A 16523-nucleotide genomic window follows, 5' to 3' on the forward strand; every position below is an offset into this window, starting at 1 on the left:
GTCCGGACAGCCTTGGAAAGGCGCTAACGCCTCTTGACAGCTAACACGGTAGATCCCGGCTCAAGGCCGGGACGACACTGTCAGTGGGGCCGCCCTACCCCACCAATCCGTTCATCGGCTTCACTGACGCGCTGTCCGGAAACACCGTTTCCGCCAGCACACGCTCGGCCAGGCCGAACTGATCCTGCAGCACGCCTTTCATGATGGCGCGGAGGTCCGTGGTCGGGGCGAGGTCGCGGGCCTGGTAGAGATTGGCTACCTTCAGGCCGGGCCAGTCCGAGATCACCCGGCCGCCCTTCACCGCGCCGCCGGCGAGCAGCGCCACGGTGCCGGTGCCATGGTCGGTGCCTGCGGTGCCGTTGATGCGCGCGGTGCGGCCAAATTCTGTGACGACCACCACGACGGTGTCGCGCCAGCGTGCCCCTAAGCCACTTTCGAATTCCGCGAGCGCGCCGTCGAGGCCCGACAGCAACTGCGCCAGACGTCCGACCGGTCCGCCTTCATTGGCGTGGGTATCCCAGCCGTCGAAGGCGAGCGCGCCGATCCGCGGGCCGTCATCGGCCGCCATCAGCTTGGCGGCGCCGCGCGCCACCAGCCGCATCGCACCTGCGCCATTGGTGCCCGGCTTCGGCTTCATGTCGTCGCCTTGCGCGGCCTTGTCGAGCGCGAGCCCTTGCGTCAGCGCCGCCGCCAGCGCCGGATCGCGGTGGCGATAGAGTTCGATCAGGCGCATTGCGGTGTCCTCGGCGGCCTGCGGCAGCGCCACCGGGGTCCAGCCGACGGTCGGCGCAGCACCGCGCAGCACCAGCGGCGTGGTTGGGCCGACGCCGAGCGCGCTCATCACGCGTTCGCCCTTCGGCAATGATTCCAGCGCGCGGTTGAGCCAGCCCGATTGCACCCGGCCCGGACCGGCAAAGCCGCTTTCGAGCACATCCTGCCCGTCGAAATGCGAGCGCTCGCGATAGGAGGTAGCGACCGCATGAATCACCGCGGCCTGCTTCTGGCGGTACATCCGCGCGAATTCAGGCATCGCCGGATGCAGCGCGAAGAACGAATCCAGCATCAGCGCGGCGTTGGGTCCGCTCGAATTCAGCGCGATCGAGCCATGCAGGCCGGCATAATCGGGGTCGCCGATGGGGGCGACGGTCGCAAGGCCATCCAGCGCACCGCGCAGGATGACGACGACCAGACGTGGATCGCGACCATCGGCAGCACGCGCGAATTTCGGCAAATAAGCCCAGGCCGCAAAGGAAGCGCCACCGAGCAGCACGGCACGGCGCGAGGGGAATGTCGGGCTTTCGCAGCAGTCCATGCTCGTTTCCATTGGCGTCATCTCCTCTGGAATTCCGGCGACATCAGCAATAGCGCCAGCGCCTGCTGCCGCGATTCCGCGCGCTCGACGGTGCGCCTTGTTTCCATCGACGCTGCATCCGCGGCCACCAGTTCAAGCAGGTCGCGCGGATCGATGGTGTCGGCGAGGCGCGAGGCGATCTGCGCGGAGATGTCGAGACGCAGTTTCATTCCCTCCGGCGCCGCCCATGCTGCGTTGCTGTCGGGAAACCCGTTCGGGCCGGCGGGCGCCCATAATGGCTGACCCAGCACGTTGAGACCGTTGAGATAGCGGCCGGGATCGCCGGGGATTTGCGCCAGCAAGCGGCCGCTCGCGACCAGGAATTCATACGGCGAGCGCACTTTGGTCAGCGGCGCCTTCCAGGCTTCGTCGGAATCAACCAGCGCCGTCGCCAGCGCCTTGAGATCGCCGTCGGTCTTGCCGAATACATCGGCCAGCCGCGCCACCAGCGCCGACGGCGGATCGTCGGCGACGAAATGGCGGACGAATTTGGTGGCGATGAACTTTGCGGTCGAGGGATGCCGCGCGATATCCGCCAGCACCGCCTCGCCCTGCGCCACGCCATTGGACTCGTAGCTCTTGCCCATCACGCGCTGCGCGCCCGGCTGGTGCGCATTGGCGTTGAAGACGAAGGTGCCGGGCGCGCCGAGCTGGCCCTGCCGTCCGGCATAGGTCCACCCCGTGATGATGCGCGCCAGCGACGTCACGTCGTCCTGCGAATAGCCGCCGCCGACGCCGAGCGTATGCAGCTCCAGGATTTCGCGCGCGAGATTTTCGTTCAGGCCGCGGTTGCGGTTTTTCCCGGCGCGCGAATCCGGACCCAGCGATTGCTGGTTGTCGAGAAAGAACAGCATCGCCGGATGCTGTTCGACCGCCTTCAGCATGTCGCCGAAGCGCCCGAGCACGTAGGGCCGGATCGCTTCGCGCTCAAACGAGCCCGCCCACATCCGCGCCACCCCGCCCTTGTTGGCGGAGATGCAAAAATGATTGGACCAGAACACGACAAGCCGCTCGGTGAACCCGCAATCGGCGATGATGGCCCGCTGCAGCCGCGCCAGCGCTTCGGCCCGAAACGTCTTCTGGATGATGTTGAGCGGTTGCGGCGGCGGTCTCGGCGCATTTGGCTGCGTCGTCTCGGGAGACATTGCCGCGGGCGACGCGTTCGGCGCGGCGGCGTTTTCCTGCGGCTTCGCCGGCAGCTCCCTCGGCGCCATGTCCATGGCAATGCTGTTGAGCGACAGGTTTCGCCGTTGCCCTTTCGCATCGACAGGCGGTTGCGGCCCTTCGGTCGCGGCTGACGGCGCGGATTTAGAAGCCGCGTCGCGCGCCTGCTGGATCTCGAACTGATAGTCGAACACCGCCTTGCCGAGCGCCGAGGTCGACGACAGGCCGGGCACTTCGAGCAGCACCCCATTGGGCCGGCTCATCTCCGCCTTGACGAAGCCACGGGGATCAGAAGCCGCGTTGACGAAATCGCCGGATGCGCCGCCGCGCGCGCCGAATCCGAAGCGATTGAGCGCCACCAATGCGGCTTGCGAATCGCGGGCCATCGGATTTCCCTCAGCACGTCCCCGGTATATGATTTGCGCGATCATAACGCCTTTCGGGATGAACCCCGAATTAAAACCCGGTTAGAAAACGCCCCGTTTCATGCCAAATCGGTCAGACAATCCTCCCTCGCGGCGCCTCGCCTGCGCCGGCTGCGGCACCGAGTTCTCCTGCAGCCTGTCCGGGCCGTGCTGGTGCAGCGAGGAAACGTTCCGGATGCCGATGCCGCTGGACGGCAGCGATTGCCTGTGCCCGGCTTGCCTGCGCAAGGCGGCGGCGAGCGCCTCGAGCGCGGCCGCGACGTGACCGGCGAATGGGACGTCCGGGCCGTTCTGCTCGACATGGATGGAACGCTGCTCGACACCGAGCGGGTTTACTTCGACAGCCTGGTCTCGGCGCTCGGCGCGTTCGGTTATACCGACGATGTCGAGACGCTGTGCCATGCGATGGTCGGCCTGCCCGGTCCGGACTGCGAGGCCATGCTCCATGCGCGCTATGGCGAGGACTTTCCGCTGCCCGCGATCAACGAGGCCTTCATCGCACGGCGCGACGAGATTCTTAGCGCCGGCCTGCCGCTGAAGCGCGGCGCCGTCGAATTGCTCGATGCGTTGCAGGGAAGCGAATGCCCGATGGCGATCGTGACCTCGTCGTCGCGGCACACGGCGGATGCGCATTTGACGCTGGCCGGAATCCGAAGCCGTTTCGACCATGTCCTGACCCGCGACGACGTCACGCGCGGCAAGCCGAGCCCTGATCTGTATCTGCTGGCGGCGTCCAGGCTCGGCCTGAACCCGGAGTTCTGCGTGGCCGTCGAGGATTCCAATCATGGCGTGACGTCAGCGCATGCAGCCGGCGCGATCACGATCATGGTGCCGGATATGGTGCCGCCGACGGACGAGTCGCGCGCGCGATGTGCGGCGGTGGTGGATGATCTTGGAGAAGTGCTTGAAGTGCTGCGAACGCGCGGTGGGTTACATTCGAAATTCTTGCGTCGTCCCGGCGAAGGCCGGGACCCATAGCCACCAACGCTTGTTTTGCGGAAGGTGTCGGCCACAGTGCGTCGATCGGTAGATCACGCGGTATGGGTCCCGGCCCCCGTGCGCAATTGCGCACTAGGCCGGGACGACTCGGTGAGAGGTCCGGGCCACTGGCGACTACCGCGACCGCGCCTTCTTTCCCACCGGCAGTGCCGCCTTGGTCAGCGCATGCGCGGCTTGACCTGCGGTCTCCATATAGCTGGGATCGCGGTGCAGCAGGACGACGGCGAACGATCCGTCCAGCAACAGCAATATCTGCCGGGCGAGCTGCGATGCTTCGGCGATCCCGGCGGCCTCGAACGTGGCGCGCAGCCAGTGCTCGAACTTCTTCTTGTGGGCGGCGCCGATCTTCATCGCGGGATGGCCGGGCATGTTGGCCAGCTCCGCCGAGGTGCGCAGGAAGCCGCACCCCTTCCATTTGGGATGCCGGGCCGAGCGGGCGAGATTGCGAAAAATCCGTTCGATTTTTACCGGCAATCCGCCGTCGGCCTCCGCGAACCATTGCTTGAACAGCGCGAGATTGGGCTGGTCGCGGCCGGCAAGATAGGCCGCCACGAGGTCATCCTTGCTCTTGAAATGATAGTACAGCGTCCGCTTGGTGACGCCGGCCCTTGCCGCCACGGCGTCGACGCTCACGCCGCGAATACCGTCAGCGTAGAACAGCGCGTTTGCGGCTGAAACGATCCGCTCGCGGGTGGGGGTTTCTGATTTCGTCATGTCTCCATGTATACCGACCAGTGAATATACACAATCTGATGCCGCGCCTAAGGTGCCACCGACACCGACATTTGCGGAGACCATCATGTCCGACGCCGTGCTGCTCGATATCAAAAACGGGATTGCGCTGATCACGCTTAACCGGCCCGACCAGCTCAACGCGCTGAATTACGATCTGATCGATCGTTTGATGGCCGTGCTCGATCGTATCGAGACCGACGCCGGCATTGGCGCCGTGATCCTCACCGGCGCCGGCGAGCGGGCGTTCTCGGCAGGCGCCGACATCAGGGAATTTTCAGGAACCGTTCGGCAGGGCCCGAATGCGGCGATACGCGACTTCGTCCGGCGCGGACAGGCGATGACCGCGCGCTTTGAAGCATTCCGAAAACCCGTGATCGCCGCGGTCAATGGCCTGGCATTCGGCGGCGGCTGCGAGATCACCGAGGCGGTGCATCTGGCCATCGCCAGCGACCGGGCGCAATTTGCAAAACCGGAAATCAATCTCGGCATGCCGCCGACCTTTGGCGGAACCCAGCGGCTGCCGCGGCTCGCCGGGCGCAAGCGCGCATTGGAGCTGTTGTTGACCGGCGATGCCTTTTCGCCCGCACGGGCGCTGGAGATCGGGCTCGTCAATTCAGTCGTGCCGCATGATGAATTGCTGCCGGCGGCGCGCGAACTGGCTGACCGGATCATGCGTCACTCGCCGCTTGCGGTCGGCAGCATCATCACATCAGTCACCCGCGGATTGAACATGGCCATCGGCGAAGGGCTGCAAGTCGAGAGCGAGCAGTTCGCCGCCATGGTGCCGACAAGCGACCTCCGCGAAGGCCTGGCCGCGTGGATCGGGCGGCGGCCGCCGAACTATGGCGGGCACTGACAGATGAATTCGACGGCGTACCTACACCGCAAACCCCGGCGATTTGCGCGCCATGCCGTCGAAAGCGTCGAGCAGCCGCTCGCGCCAAGCATAGACCGGATCGTCTTCTTTAAGCAGCTTGAACGGGCTGACCACGCGCGCCCACTGAAACCCGCCGAACACGATGTAGTCCGCATAGTTCGGCTGCCCGCCGCCGAGATAGGATTGCGTCTTCAAGGTCAGCCGCAATGGATCGAGCGATTTGCGAAAGCCCTCGACTGTCTCGTCGCGGTTCGCCACCACCTCTTCCAGCGGCTTGCCGAAGCGCACTTCCCGTGACTTGCGGAAATAGGCGGCGTCCAGCGGCTTCAGGTTCAAGGGGATGTCGGCGACGATCATCGGAGACAAGCCGCCGATCACGGTGACATCGCCCCACCAGTTCAGCATGCGGGCCATCGCGCGGCCGCCCTCGCCGCCGAACAGCGAAGGCCGGTCCGGATATTTGTCTTCGAGATAGTTCGCGATCGTCCAGGAATCGACGACAGACGTTTCGCCGTCGAGCAGCACGGGCACCCTTTCGGATCCGTGCGGCGCGATCGCGTCTTTTTCCGTAAAACACCACGGAATGGTTTCCGCGGAAAGTCCCTTATGCGCCAGCGCCATCCGCGTCCGCCAGCAGTACGGACTGAACGGGCGCGCGGCGTCGGCGCCGACGAGTTCGAAGAGTTTGAGAGTCATGCGGGCTGAACCTGTGCGATGTCAGCCGTCAGACTATCCGTCATTGCGAGGAGCGCAAGACGCTCGCTCTTGTTGTCATGCCCCGCGCAGGCGGGGCATCCAGTACGCTGCGGCGGTCGTGTGAACCGCTGCCGCCGGTGATTACTGGATCATCCGCCTTCGCGGATGATGACAGCGGAGCCTACCTTACCACCGCCGCGGTCTGGCCGAACAACACCCGGCGCTCTTCCTCGGTGCGGTTGACCGGCTGGCCGAAATTCGGATTGACCTCTTTGGCCAACGCGTAGGCGCGCTCGGTCGCGGGCCGCGCGCGGATGGTTTCCAGCCAGCGCTTCAGATGCGGGAAGTCGTCGATGTTCTGTTCCTGGTTCTTGTAGGGCACGATCCAGGGATAGCTCGCCATGTCGGCGATCGAGTAATCACCGGCGATGAATTCGCGGTCGGCGAGACGCTTGTTCAGCACGCCGTAGAGCCGGTTCGTTTCATTCACATAGCGGTCGATGGCGTATTTGATTTTTTCCTGGGCGTAGTTGCGGAAATGGTGGTTCTGCCCGGCCATCGGCCCGAGCCCGCCCATCTGCCAGAACGTCCACTGGATCGCGTCGTAGCGACCATAGAGATCTGATGGCAGGAACTTTCCGGTCTTCTCGGCGAGATACAGCAGCATCGCGCCGGACTCGAACACCGAGATCGGTTTGCCGCCACCCTTCGGCTCATGATCGACCATCGCGGGAATCCGGTTGTTCGGCGCGATCGCCAGAAACTCCGGCTTGAACTGTTCGCCCTTGCCGATCTGCACCGGGAAGATCTTGTACTTCAGCCCGGTCTCTTCGAGGAACATCGTGATCTTGTGGCCGTTCGGCGTGGTCCAGTAATGAAGGTCGATCATGGGCACGGTCCCGCGTTAAGGAAATTGCACGCATCGCAAAAAGGATGCGGATGCATGAATGTGGTCGGGTCGCGCCGTGAAGTCAATGGAATTGGTCCCGAGCGCGCGAATGTGATGACTTCCCGCACGCGCGCGAAACGATCAGTTCGCCCGGCCGTGTTCCCGCAGCAAATTCTTGCCGCCTTCGGTAATCGCGACGCGCACGCCGAGGCCTTCGACCGGCTGGCGCGCGACATAGCCGCGATCCACCGCGTCCTCCCAGATCGTCAGCCGCGGGCATGAGGTGCGCCAGGTCTCGATCACTTCGGCATAAAGCCGCGGCTCGCGCGCCACCCATTCGACGAGATCGAGCACCAGTGCGTCTGTCGTCTCTGTCATCGGGCCCTCCTTCAAAATCTCGACTAGAAAGCCATCGCGCTCGAGCGCGTGACCAAGAGCCAGCCGCCATAGAGGATGTAGTAGCTGGCGACCGTCGTGATCAGCCGTCCGGCCCAGGTGCGGAACTGCGCGTCGCTCATCGCTTCCAGGATGCGCCGCGCCAGCGTGGTGCCGAGCATCGAGGCCGCGATCGCAACCAGCGCCAGCACCGGATCGAGCGACGCCGCCTGATCGATGATGCCGCCGAAATAGACCAGCTTGACGAGATGGCTCGCGACCTGGCAGGTCGCCTTGGTCGCGACGATCTCGCGGCGGTCGAACTTGCCGCCGAGGAAGAACGTATCCATCAACGGGCCGGACACGCCGGTCATCAGCATCAGGCCCATGCAGATAAAGCCGTAGAAACTGCCCTGCCAGATGCTGTCCGGATCCGGCTTCAGATTCGCCGGCATCAGCCGCGCCATGAACGGCGTGACCCCGAGCAGCAGCAGCGCGATCGGCTTGTCCGGCACACAGCGGGTGAGCGACCAGAGCCCGAGCGCCAGCGCGCAGCCGATCAGATACACGAACACCGGCCGCCAGCGGATATGCGCGCGCCACAGGAAGGCACGCCAGCCATTGGACGCCATTTGCGTGATCGCATGCAGCACCATCGCCGTCGGCAGCGGCATCAGGGCCAGTAGCACGCCGATCAGGATCATGCCGCCGGCCATGCCGAACAGGCCCGACAGGAAAGCTGTCGCGACCATCAACAAGCCAAGTGCTGCGATCAAAAGCGGCGTCATCGAAATCTCCGGTTACTGTTTTGCCGCGCTTGGACGGCGCGTGCAAACTGAGTTATCTTGCCCTGGCATCAGTTTTCCTGAGGGTTATATGCGACGGCTGCTCTTCCTCAACGGCATCAAGGCGTTCGAGGCCGCGGCGCGCAGCGGCAGCTTTGCGGCGGCAGGTAGCGAACTCAACGTCTCGGCGGCGGCAGTCAGCCGGATGGTGCATCTTTTGGAAGACCGGCTCGGGGTGGCGCTGTTCGAGCGCAAGGCCAACCGCCTGGTGACGACGGCCGCCGGGCGCGCCTATCAGAGCGGGCTGACGCCGATCTTCGACGCGCTGGCGAGCCTGACCGCGCAGGTCACCGCGCCCTCCACCGTCCGCGTGCTGACCATCGGCGTCGGGCCGACCTTTGCGATGCGCTGGCTGATCCCCCGCCTGGCGGATTTTCACAAGCAGGAGCCCAACATCGACGTGCGCATCACCACCGGCGGCGCCGCCGCCCCGTTCGGCGAGGACTGGAGCTGCGGCATCCAGCTCGGCGACGGCGAATGGCCGGGGCTGATCGCCGAGCCACTGTTCGCGGCCGACCTGTTGCCGGTCTGCGCGCCCCGCCTTGCCAGCTCGCTCAAGCGGCCCGGCGATCTGAAGGGGCCCACGCTGCTGCGCGTCGCGCATTCGCCCGACGACTGGCCGTCATGGCTGAAGGCGGCAAGCGTCGCCCGCGTCAGCGCGCGCGGACCGGAGTTTCAATTCTACGGCCAGGCGCTGCAGGCCGCGGTCGACGGCCTCGGCATCGCGATGGGCATCCGCCCCTATATCGACGACGACCTCGCCGCCGGACGGCTGGTGGCGCCGTTTGCGCTGAGCGTGCCCAAGGGCATGCGCTGGTACCTGGTCTATCGCGAATTCCGCACGGGCCAGCGCGACTTCGTCGCGTTCCGGCGCTGGATTATCCGCGCGGCCGCCGAACCCGCCGCCCGCCGCAAAGGCCCGCGCCATGCCAATTGAACGCATCGACACGCTTGTGATCGGCGGCGGCCAGGCCGGGCTTGTCATGAGCTACCGGCTCAAGCAGCGCGGCATCCCGCATCTGGTGCTGGAGCGGGCGCGCATCGCCGAGCGCTGGCGCAGCGAACGCTGGGACGGGCTGAAATTCCAGTTTCCGAACTGGTCGGTGCAACTGCCGGATTTTGCCTTTCCGCACAGCGATCCGGACGCCTTCGCCACATCAGGCGAGATCGTGGAGTTCATCGACGCCTTTGCGGAATTCATCGCGCCGCCAATCCGCTGCGGCGTCGAGGTGACGCATTTGAAAGGCGGCGACGCCGGCTTTATCGCCGAGAGCACGGATGGCACCATCGAGGCCAACAACGTCGTCGTCGCGACCGGGCCCTATCAGCAGCCGCTGATGCCGGATCTGCTGCGCGATCATCCGGTGTTTCAGGTCCATGCCAGCAGCTACCGTAATCCGGGCCAGCTGCCACCGGGCGCCGTGCTGGTGGTTGGCGCAGGCGCGTCCGGCGCGCAGATCGCCGACGAACTGCATCGCGCCGGCCGCCGCGTTTTTCTTTCGGTCGGCCAGCACACCAGGATGCCGCGCCGTTACCGCGGGCAGGACCTGACCTGGTGGTTCGGCGCCCTTCGCCTGTTCGACATGACGGCGGAGCAGCGCGGGCCGATCCGGGTCAACCCCTCGATCACGGGCGCCTATGGCGGCTACACCATCGACTTCCGTCGATTCACCGCCGACGGCATCACGCTGCTGGGTCGGGTGCAGGCGGCGCGCGACGGCGTGCTCGATATCGCCCCTGGTCTCGCCGAAAATCTCGCCAACGGGGATCTCTATTATTCCGGCTTCCTCGACATGCTGGACGCCCACGTCGAACAGCACGGCCTCGATCTGCCCGCGGACCCCGCCGCCCGTACCGTGCTGGCCGATCCGCCCTGCGTCACCGAGCCGATCCGGCGCCTCGACCTCGGCAAGGAAGAGATCCAAGCGGTGGTCTGGGCCACCGGCTACGGCGTCGATTTCAGCTGGATCGACCTTCCGGTCAGGGATGGCAGCGGGGAACCGGTCCATCGGGGTGGCGTGTCAGAGGTGCCGGGGCTCTACTTCCTCGGCCTGCCCTATCTGTCGAAGCTGTATTCCGCCTTTTTGTCGGGCGTCGGCGACGATGCCGCCGTGCTCGCCGATCACATTGCCGCCCGCCGCTGAAGTTCCCGCTTCCGCAAAAATCCGCGAGATGTGAACCGGTTCACACCGGCCGTCGAAAAACCATGGTCTGATCAGGCCCGGATGATCGCGGGGGCGATCGTGATCCCGGGAGTTCAGCCATGATTTACGGCGGCTTTGAAATTCAGTCGTTCGAAGCGGGGAGCGGGCAATGGCACGCCAGGATACAACGAGCCGATCTCGCGCCGGTCGTCATCGATGGCTTGTCGTTTCCGACGCTCGAAGTCGGCTTTGCATGGTCCGATCCGGAAGCGGCGATCGCGGATGCGAAAGCCCATATCGACCACAACCGGCAACGCTACACGGCGGCGTCGCTCTGAAACAGGCGGCTGCGATGCAGTCCCCCGAACCAAATCCGCCGGCGCAGTCATCCAGGCAGGTGATGTCGAACTGCCCGCAATGCAGCGCCTCCCTCGCCGTGCTGCGCATCATCCCCGGCAAAGCCGGCGCCGAATACTGGACCATGCGCTGCACGAAGTGCGGCGGCATCCATCTCGACATCGTCAAGGCCGATTCGCCTGCCGCGTCGGTTCAGGAGTCCAGCGACGTCTTCGCCTGACGCTGACATCTGCTGACATTGGAAAGTCAACACCGTCATGGCCGGGCTTGTCCCGGCCATCCACGTCTTTTTGACACATGCAGCCAAGACGTGGATGCCCGGCACAAGGCCGGGCATGACGAGGTGAATCAGCGCCGGCTTTGCCCTTTTTTCGCGCGCCGATTGGCCCCATATTCGCCCCATGGCGAAGAAACCCGACTCCCCCAAAAAATCCGGCAAAACCCCGAAATCCAAAGCCCCGAGTTCTAAGGCTTCTCGGCCGGAAGTTCAGCCGATCGGTCCCGCTTTGGCGGAACTGCTCAATCCCGCGATCAACCGCGGCGATGCCGGCATGGGCTCGGGCACCGGCCTGCAGCCGCCGCCGGATAATTCGAAAGACCGCCGTTCCGGTGGCGAAGCCGCCGTGCATCGCGCGCGATCGTCGACGCCGAAGAATTTTCCGCCGAGTTCCGCCGATCCCTATCCGCAACCGCTGCGCCCGAATCCGCAGCCGCCGGGCGCACGAAGCCCGGACGGCCTCGACGAAGCCCCGCAAGCCAATTACGGCACCTCCGCCACGATCCCGACGCTCGATCCGGAACTCGCCAAGCAATTCGGCTTCACCACCGAGGAGGAGGACGCCGCTGCGCTGGCGCGGCCGCCGCGCAACAAGATGGAGGCGCTCGGCGTGCAGGCCACGGCCGATGCGCTGGAAGATCTGATCCGCGAGGGCCGCCCGGAATTCAAGGGCGAGGGCGGCGGCGTGAAGGTCTGGACGCCGCACCGCCCGCCCCGTCCGGAAAAATCCGAAGGCGGCGTGCGCTTCGAGATCAAGTCCGAGTATGAGCCGAAGGGCGACCAGCCGACCGCGATCAAGGAATTGGTCGAGGGCATCAGCCGCAGCGACCGCACCCAGGTGCTGCTTGGCGTCACCGGTTCCGGCAAGACCTACACCATGGCCAAGGTGATCGAGGCGACGCAGCGCCCCGCCATCATCCTGGCGCCGAACAAGACGCTGGCGGCGCAGCTCTATGGCGAGTTCAAGAGCTTCTTCCCCGACAACGCGGTGGAATACTTCGTCAGCTATTACGACTACTACCAGCCCGAAGCCTATGTGCCGCGCACCGACACCTACATAGAAAAGGACTCCTCGATCAACGAGCAGATCGACCGCATGCGCCACTCGGCGACGCGCGCGCTCTTGGAGCGCGACGACGTCATCATCGTGGCGTCCGTGTCGTGCATCTACGGTATCGGCTCGGTCGAGACCTATACCGCGATGACGTTTGCGCTGAAGAAGAACGAGCGCATCGACCAGCGGCAATTGATCGCCGACCTCGTCGCGCTGCAATACAAGCGCACCCAGGCCGATTTTACCCGCGGCACCTTCCGTGTGCGCGGCGACGTCATCGACATTTTTCCGGCGCACTATGAAGACCGCGCCTGGCGCGTGAACCTGTTTGGCGACACCGTCGAAAATATCGAGGAATTCGATCCGCTCACCGGCCACAAGCAGGACGATCTCGAATTCATCAAGATCTACGCCAATTCGCACCATGTGACGCCGCGGCCGACGCTGGTGCAGGCGATCAAGTCGATCAAATCGGAATTGAAGCTGCGGCTGGACCAGCTCCACGACCAGGGCCGGCTGTTGGAAGCACAGCGGCTGGAGCAGCGCACTACGTTCGATCTCGAAATGATGGAAGCGACGGGAAGCTGCGCCGGCATCGAGAACTATTCGCGCTACCTCACCGGCCGCCGCCCCGGCGAGCCGCCGCCGACGCTGTTCGAATATGTCCCCGACAACGCGCTGGTCTTCGCCGACGAAAGCCATGTCACGGTGCCGCAGATCGGCGCCATGTTCAAAGGCGATTTTCGGCGCAAGGCGACGCTGGCCGAATACGGTTTCAGGCTGCCCTCCTGCATGGACAACCGCCCGCTTCGCTTCGAGGAGTGGGACATGATGCGCCCGCAATCGGTCGCGGTGTCGGCGACGCCATCAGGCTGGGAGCTGAACGAGAGCGGCGGCGTGTTCGTCGAACAGGTGATCCGCCCCACCGGCCTGATCGATCCGCCGGTCAACATCCGCCCGGCGCGCACCCAGGTCGACGATCTCGTCGGCGAAGTCCGCGCCACCGCGCAGGCCGGTTATCGCTCGCTGATCACGGTGCTGACAAAGCGCATGGCGGAAGACCTCACCGAATATCTGCATGAGCAGGGTATTCGCGTGCGCTACATGCACTCTGATATCGACACGATTGAGCGCATCGAGATCATCAGGGATCTCCGTCTCGGCGCGTTCGACGCGCTGGTCGGCATCAACCTGCTGCGCGAGGGCCTCGACATTCCCGAATGCGCGCTGGTCGCGATCCTCGACGCCGACAAGGAAGGCTTTTTGCGCAGCGAGACCTCGCTGATCCAGACCATCGGCCGCGCGGCGCGCAACGTCGACGGCAAGGTGATCCTCTACGCCGACCAGATGACCGGCTCGATGGAGCGCGCCATCGCCGAGACCGACCGCCGCCGCGAGAAGCAGGTCGAATACAACACCGCCCACGGCATCACGCCCGAAAGCATCAAGAAATCCATCGGCGACATCATGAACAGCGTCTACGAGCGCGACCATGTGCTGGTGGAAATCGGCGACGGCGGCATGGCCGACGACGTCATCAGCATCGGCCACAATTTCGAGACCGTGCTCAACGACCTCGAAACAAGAATGCGCGAAGCCGCCGCCGACCTGAACTTCGAGGAAGCCGCCCGCCTCCGCGACGAAGTCAAACGCCTCCGCGCCACGGAACTCGCGGTGGTGGACGATCCCACCATCAAGCAGCGCGGCGTGGCCGCGAAAGCCGGTGCGTACGCGGGCACGAAGAAATACGGCGACTCCGCGAACCTGCCTGCGAGTTCGATGAAGAAGGGCCGCGGCGGAATGCGCGGCGCTGCCCCTTCCCCCTCTCCCCGTTCTTCACGGGGAGAGGGTCGGGGTGAGGGGCAGCCCGCGGGTGGAGCCAGTGGCTCCACCTCCAAAGTCCACAAACCCCACCTCGACGAAATGCACGGCCCGGAATCCCTGCCCTACCGCCCCAGCGGCGCCAAGCCGCGCAAACCCGACATCGGCGGCAGCACCAAAATCTTCCAGCCCACCGACTCGCGCCAGTCCGGACCCGAGTTCGGACCGGCGCCGCGCTCCAGCGGCGGTGCGCCGGGGCATCGGGGCGGATGGAAGAAGCGGTAGCGATCAATCATTGAGTCGTCATTCCGGAAGCCGCGAAGCGGCTGTCCGGAATCCATACTCACAATGGTGGTAATGGATTCCGGGTTCGATGCTTCGCATCGCCCCGGAATGACGAGCCCTACCCCACGCTCGCGATCCCCACCGCCAGCAGCGACAGCAGCATCACGTTGGTTACCAGTTGCAGCGAGGTCACCGGCTGGGTCCGCCAGCGCGCGATCTTTTCGATAAAGGACAGGCTGGCGTCGAAGAACAGCGGTTCGAAGCCCTGCCCGAACCGCTTCGGGAATTTGCGTGCGAGCCACGGCGTCAACAGCGCGTAAAACAGCGCGGCCAGCACGACGAAGATGGCGGCGCCGTAGCGCTGGCTGACGATTTCGTGGCTGCCGACGAGCTTGAGCATCAGCGCGGCGGCGGCGAAGGTGGGGAAGCCCTGGAACAGCGCGGTCAGCACGAAACCTTCGAGACGGTTCCGCGAGCTAGATTTCGGGGCGGTGATGGCGTTCATGGCGACGGCTTCCTGTGGTCCCCGATGGGGACGTTGATGCCGCCAGGATAGGTGGTCGCGCAGGGGTGTGACGTGATGCGCGTCACGCATTCGCTCGTCATTCCGGGGCGTCGCGAAAGCGACGAACTATGATGTGCAATTGCACATCTGAGAATCTCGAGATTCCCCGATGCGCAATTGCGCATCTGAGGTTCGCTTCGCGCCCCGGAATGACAGTCACCCCGACCGTCGATTACTCGTGTTCTGCGTCATATTCCCGTGGTCGCCCTGCTCGCGGATGTTGTTCTTCTCGTCGTCGCGATGGCCCTTGGTGGTATCGACGGGCACAGTCGGCGTGCTGCCGGGGCCCTTGTGACTCCTGTTCTCCTCGGGAACGGGCGTAATGGTTTTTTCAAGCGGTTTGGTCATCAGATTCTCCATTGTATGGCAGGAGAAACGCGGGACAGGCCGTACTCGTTCCCGGCGTGAACGCGGCCCCGCCTTGCACCGACCAAGCCAACATGAGCTAATTGTTCCCGCCGACCGAAAGCATGATCCGCCCGATGCCGAAACAGTTTCCTGCCGTCGTCGCGCTGGCCCTTGCCGGCGCCTGCCTGTTCGCCAGCCCAGCTCGCGCTGACGATGCCGACCGTGCGCTGCTGTCGACGTTTTGCGACGCCGCCGACATCAAGGAATCGACCTGCACGCGGGCCAGGAATTATCCGGACGCGGGAAACCGCGAATGCGACGTCAAGCTGACCAGCGATCGCCATAGCGGAAGGTTCATCGCCGCGGGCAATCCCCTGCTGGTGGTCAATTACGAGAGCGGATGCGAGCCGCACGCGACCGATAATGGCGGCGCCGTCGTGTTCGAGCAGAGCGGCGGCAAGACCATCTTCAGGAGTTTTCAGCCGGGCTCGCAGGTCAACAACTGTGTCACCCTGCCGAAAAGCGCCGGGCAGGATTGGCTGATGTGCATCACCGGCCATATCGGCCAGGGCAATCTGGAAACCGGCGTCGCCGAGTTCGTGTTCACCCAGGACTACAGCAGGAACGTCAGCATTTCGCCGGACTTCCTCGTGACCGCGGTGGATTCCATCCGCGCCTATGGCGCCAACGTCGTCACCTGCAAGGAACGTTCGAAATATTTCGAGATCTCCGACATCAAGGCCGGGCCGCGGCCGCAGACGGTGACCGTGACGGTGAGCCATGCCGACGCGAACACGATCAGGAAAGCCTGCCGGAAGGGCTTTCCCAAACCGAAGGCAATTTTTGGCAAGCTCTCGCGCGGCGAGGCCTATGTGCCCGAAGGCTACGAGAAGCGCGGCAAATTGATCATCGATCTCGTCACGCGCAAGGTGACGCCGCAGGGGTGAGGCGTTGTGAGTCTTGTCGTCCGAGTTTGTCGTCCCGGCCTTGAGCCGGGACCCATAACCACAGGGAGAAGTTTTGCGAATGGTCTCTGCTATCGAGCTTCATAGGGAGATCACGCGGTATGGGTCCCGGCTCAAGGCCGGGACGACAACCGCGGCAAAACGGCACGACGGGCAAATCACTTCTGATTTACGGAAATCATGTCAAGTCCAAAATTTCCGAAAATCAAAAATATTCTGCTTCCCATGGACCCAAATCACCGGCACATTCTCATCCATCCCGTCCCACTCAGAGGGGCGTCGGCCGTCGTCACGACGAGGGGCGGGTTGCGGTGGACGCTGAGGTTGCGATTGACGGTCGCGGCTGAAGCG

The 16523-nt window shown here is 64.5% G+C and carries 18 protein-coding genes; 9 read left to right on the forward strand and 9 right to left on the reverse strand.

The window, feature by feature from the left end; all coding sequences use genetic code 11:
* Nucleotides 1-94: 94 nt before the first annotated feature.
* Nucleotides 95-1324, reverse strand: coding sequence for a DUF1501 domain-containing protein (locus JQ611_RS40615; RefSeq protein WP_409411339.1), 1230 nt, complete (start codon nt 1322-1324; stop codon nt 95-97).
* A 5-nt stretch (nt 1325-1329) separates the two neighbouring features.
* On the reverse strand, nt 1330-2901 hold the full coding sequence (locus JQ611_RS40620) for a DUF1800 family protein (protein WP_212270089.1): 1572 nt from the start codon (nt 2899-2901) through the stop codon (nt 1330-1332).
* A 100-nt stretch (nt 2902-3001) separates the two neighbouring features.
* On the opposite strand from JQ611_RS40620, the gene JQ611_RS42285 reads away from it, so the two are divergent.
* Both JQ611_RS42285 and JQ611_RS40625 read left to right on the forward strand, forming a co-directional pair.
* Nucleotides 3002-3205 (forward strand): cysteine-rich CWC family protein, encoded by a 204-nt coding sequence (locus JQ611_RS42285; RefSeq protein WP_249133849.1) that lies wholly within the window; start codon nt 3002-3004, stop codon nt 3203-3205.
* On the forward strand, nt 3202-3918 hold the full coding sequence (locus tag JQ611_RS40625) for an HAD family phosphatase (RefSeq protein ID WP_212468765.1): 717 nt from the start codon (nt 3202-3204) through the stop codon (nt 3916-3918). Before JQ611_RS42285 ends, JQ611_RS40625 begins: the two co-directional genes overlap by 4 nt.
* A gap of 135 nt (nt 3919-4053) precedes the next feature.
* Here the strand turns inward: JQ611_RS40625 and JQ611_RS40630 are convergent, their stop codons facing one another.
* Nucleotides 4054-4653, reverse strand: a complete 600-nt coding sequence (locus JQ611_RS40630; protein WP_212468754.1) for a TetR/AcrR family transcriptional regulator — start codon at nt 4651-4653, stop codon at nt 4054-4056.
* An 85-nt stretch (nt 4654-4738) separates the two neighbouring features.
* On the opposite strand from JQ611_RS40630, the gene JQ611_RS40635 reads away from it, so the two are divergent.
* A complete protein-coding gene (locus JQ611_RS40635) occupies nt 4739-5530 on the forward strand; it encodes a crotonase/enoyl-CoA hydratase family protein (protein ID WP_212468755.1) in 792 nt (263 codons plus the stop codon).
* A 21-nt stretch (nt 5531-5551) separates the two neighbouring features.
* On the opposite strand, the gene JQ611_RS40640 is transcribed toward JQ611_RS40635, so the two are convergent.
* From JQ611_RS40640 to JQ611_RS40655, 4 genes are all read right to left on the reverse strand, one after another.
* Nucleotides 5552-6247: a glutathione S-transferase family protein gene (locus JQ611_RS40640; protein WP_212468756.1), complete on the reverse strand. Its 696-nt coding sequence runs from the start codon at nt 6245-6247 to the stop codon at nt 5552-5554.
* 181 nt (nt 6248-6428) lie between these two features.
* The gene (locus tag JQ611_RS40645; protein ID WP_212439690.1) at nt 6429-7136 is read right to left on the reverse strand and encodes a glutathione binding-like protein; all 708 of its coding nucleotides are present in this window, start codon (nt 7134-7136) and stop codon (nt 6429-6431) included.
* Between the two features lie 141 nt (nt 7137-7277).
* A complete protein-coding gene (locus JQ611_RS40650; protein ID WP_212270084.1) occupies nt 7278-7514 on the reverse strand; it encodes a hypothetical protein in 237 nt (78 codons plus the stop codon).
* A gap of 23 nt (nt 7515-7537) precedes the next feature.
* Entirely contained in the window at nt 7538-8299 is a 762-nt protein-coding gene (locus tag JQ611_RS40655) for a sulfite exporter TauE/SafE family protein (RefSeq protein ID WP_212468757.1), read from the reverse strand.
* Between the two features lie 88 nt (nt 8300-8387).
* Here JQ611_RS40655 and JQ611_RS40660 point away from each other — a divergent pair, with 88 nt between their 5' ends.
* The 5 genes from JQ611_RS40660 to uvrB all read left to right on the forward strand — a co-directional run bounded on the left by JQ611_RS40660 (nt 8388) and on the right by uvrB (nt 14294).
* The gene (locus JQ611_RS40660) at nt 8388-9293 is read left to right on the forward strand and encodes a LysR substrate-binding domain-containing protein (protein ID WP_212468758.1); all 906 of its coding nucleotides are present in this window, start codon (nt 8388-8390) and stop codon (nt 9291-9293) included.
* Entirely contained in the window at nt 9283-10500 is a 1218-nt protein-coding gene (locus JQ611_RS40665) for an NAD(P)-binding domain-containing protein (RefSeq protein ID WP_212468759.1), read from the forward strand. The genes JQ611_RS40660 and JQ611_RS40665 overlap by 11 nt, the downstream gene beginning before the upstream one ends.
* Nucleotides 10501-10619: 119 nt before the next feature.
* A complete protein-coding gene (locus JQ611_RS40670; protein ID WP_212270080.1) occupies nt 10620-10838 on the forward strand; it encodes a hypothetical protein in 219 nt (72 codons plus the stop codon).
* Nucleotides 10839-10852: 14 nt separating this feature from the next.
* Nucleotides 10853-11077, forward strand: a complete 225-nt coding sequence (locus JQ611_RS40675; RefSeq protein WP_212468760.1) for a hypothetical protein — start codon at nt 10853-10855, stop codon at nt 11075-11077.
* Nucleotides 11078-11258: 181 nt separating this feature from the next.
* Nucleotides 11259-14294, forward strand: a complete 3036-nt coding sequence (gene uvrB / locus JQ611_RS40680) for an excinuclease ABC subunit UvrB (RefSeq protein ID WP_212468761.1) — start codon at nt 11259-11261, stop codon at nt 14292-14294.
* A gap of 118 nt (nt 14295-14412) precedes the next feature.
* On the opposite strand, the gene JQ611_RS40685 is transcribed toward uvrB, so the two are convergent.
* Both JQ611_RS40685 and JQ611_RS40690 read right to left on the reverse strand, forming a co-directional pair.
* Nucleotides 14413-14799 carry a hypothetical protein gene (locus tag JQ611_RS40685; RefSeq protein WP_212468762.1) on the reverse strand — a complete coding sequence of 129 codons (387 nt, stop codon included), beginning with the start codon at nt 14797-14799 and terminating at the stop codon, nt 14413-14415.
* Between the two features lie 216 nt (nt 14800-15015).
* The gene (locus tag JQ611_RS40690; RefSeq protein WP_212270077.1) at nt 15016-15207 is read right to left on the reverse strand and encodes a hypothetical protein; all 192 of its coding nucleotides are present in this window, start codon (nt 15205-15207) and stop codon (nt 15016-15018) included.
* A 134-nt stretch (nt 15208-15341) separates the two neighbouring features.
* Here JQ611_RS40690 and JQ611_RS40695 point away from each other — a divergent pair, with 134 nt between their 5' ends.
* Nucleotides 15342-16154 (forward strand): hypothetical protein, encoded by an 813-nt coding sequence (locus JQ611_RS40695; protein ID WP_212468763.1) that lies wholly within the window; start codon nt 15342-15344, stop codon nt 16152-16154.
* Nucleotides 16155-16523 lie beyond the last annotated feature (369 nt).

The organism is Bradyrhizobium sp. AUGA SZCCT0182, assembly GCF_018130185.1.
In the GTDB taxonomy this organism is placed as follows: domain Bacteria; phylum Pseudomonadota; class Alphaproteobacteria; order Rhizobiales; family Xanthobacteraceae; genus Bradyrhizobium.

Bases quoted from the DNA above. Each gene is read 5' to 3' on its own strand.
- JQ611_RS40615 (WP_409411339.1), bottom strand. From the start codon at position 1,324: ATGGAAACGAGCATGGACTGCTGCGAAAGCCCGACATTCCCCTCGCGC.
- JQ611_RS40620 (WP_212270089.1), bottom strand. From the start codon at position 2,901: ATGGCCCGCGATTCGCAAGCCGCATTGGTGGCGCTCAATCGCTTCGGA.
- JQ611_RS42285 (WP_249133849.1), top strand. From the start codon at position 3,002: ATGCCAAATCGGTCAGACAATCCTCCCTCGCGGCGCCTCGCCTGCGCC.
- JQ611_RS40630 (WP_212468754.1), bottom strand. From the start codon at position 4,653: ATGACGAAATCAGAAACCCCCACCCGCGAGCGGATCGTTTCAGCCGCA.
- JQ611_RS40635 (WP_212468755.1), top strand. From the start codon at position 4,739: ATGTCCGACGCCGTGCTGCTCGATATCAAAAACGGGATTGCGCTGATC.
- JQ611_RS40640 (WP_212468756.1), bottom strand. From the start codon at position 6,247: ATGACTCTCAAACTCTTCGAACTCGTCGGCGCCGACGCCGCGCGCCCG.
- JQ611_RS40645 (WP_212439690.1), bottom strand. From the start codon at position 7,136: ATGATCGACCTTCATTACTGGACCACGCCGAACGGCCACAAGATCACG.
- JQ611_RS40650 (WP_212270084.1), bottom strand. From the start codon at position 7,514: ATGACAGAGACGACAGACGCACTGGTGCTCGATCTCGTCGAATGGGTG.
- JQ611_RS40655 (WP_212468757.1), bottom strand. From the start codon at position 8,299: ATGACGCCGCTTTTGATCGCAGCACTTGGCTTGTTGATGGTCGCGACA.
- JQ611_RS40660 (WP_212468758.1), top strand. From the start codon at position 8,388: ATGCGACGGCTGCTCTTCCTCAACGGCATCAAGGCGTTCGAGGCCGCG.
- JQ611_RS40665 (WP_212468759.1), top strand. From the start codon at position 9,283: ATGCCAATTGAACGCATCGACACGCTTGTGATCGGCGGCGGCCAGGCC.
- JQ611_RS40670 (WP_212270080.1), top strand. From the start codon at position 10,620: ATGATTTACGGCGGCTTTGAAATTCAGTCGTTCGAAGCGGGGAGCGGG.
- JQ611_RS40675 (WP_212468760.1), top strand. From the start codon at position 10,853: ATGCAGTCCCCCGAACCAAATCCGCCGGCGCAGTCATCCAGGCAGGTG.
- uvrB (WP_212468761.1), top strand. From the start codon at position 11,259: ATGGCGAAGAAACCCGACTCCCCCAAAAAATCCGGCAAAACCCCGAAA.
- JQ611_RS40685 (WP_212468762.1), bottom strand. From the start codon at position 14,799: ATGAACGCCATCACCGCCCCGAAATCTAGCTCGCGGAACCGTCTCGAA.
- JQ611_RS40690 (WP_212270077.1), bottom strand. From the start codon at position 15,207: ATGACCAAACCGCTTGAAAAAACCATTACGCCCGTTCCCGAGGAGAAC.
- JQ611_RS40695 (WP_212468763.1), top strand. From the start codon at position 15,342: ATGCCGAAACAGTTTCCTGCCGTCGTCGCGCTGGCCCTTGCCGGCGCC.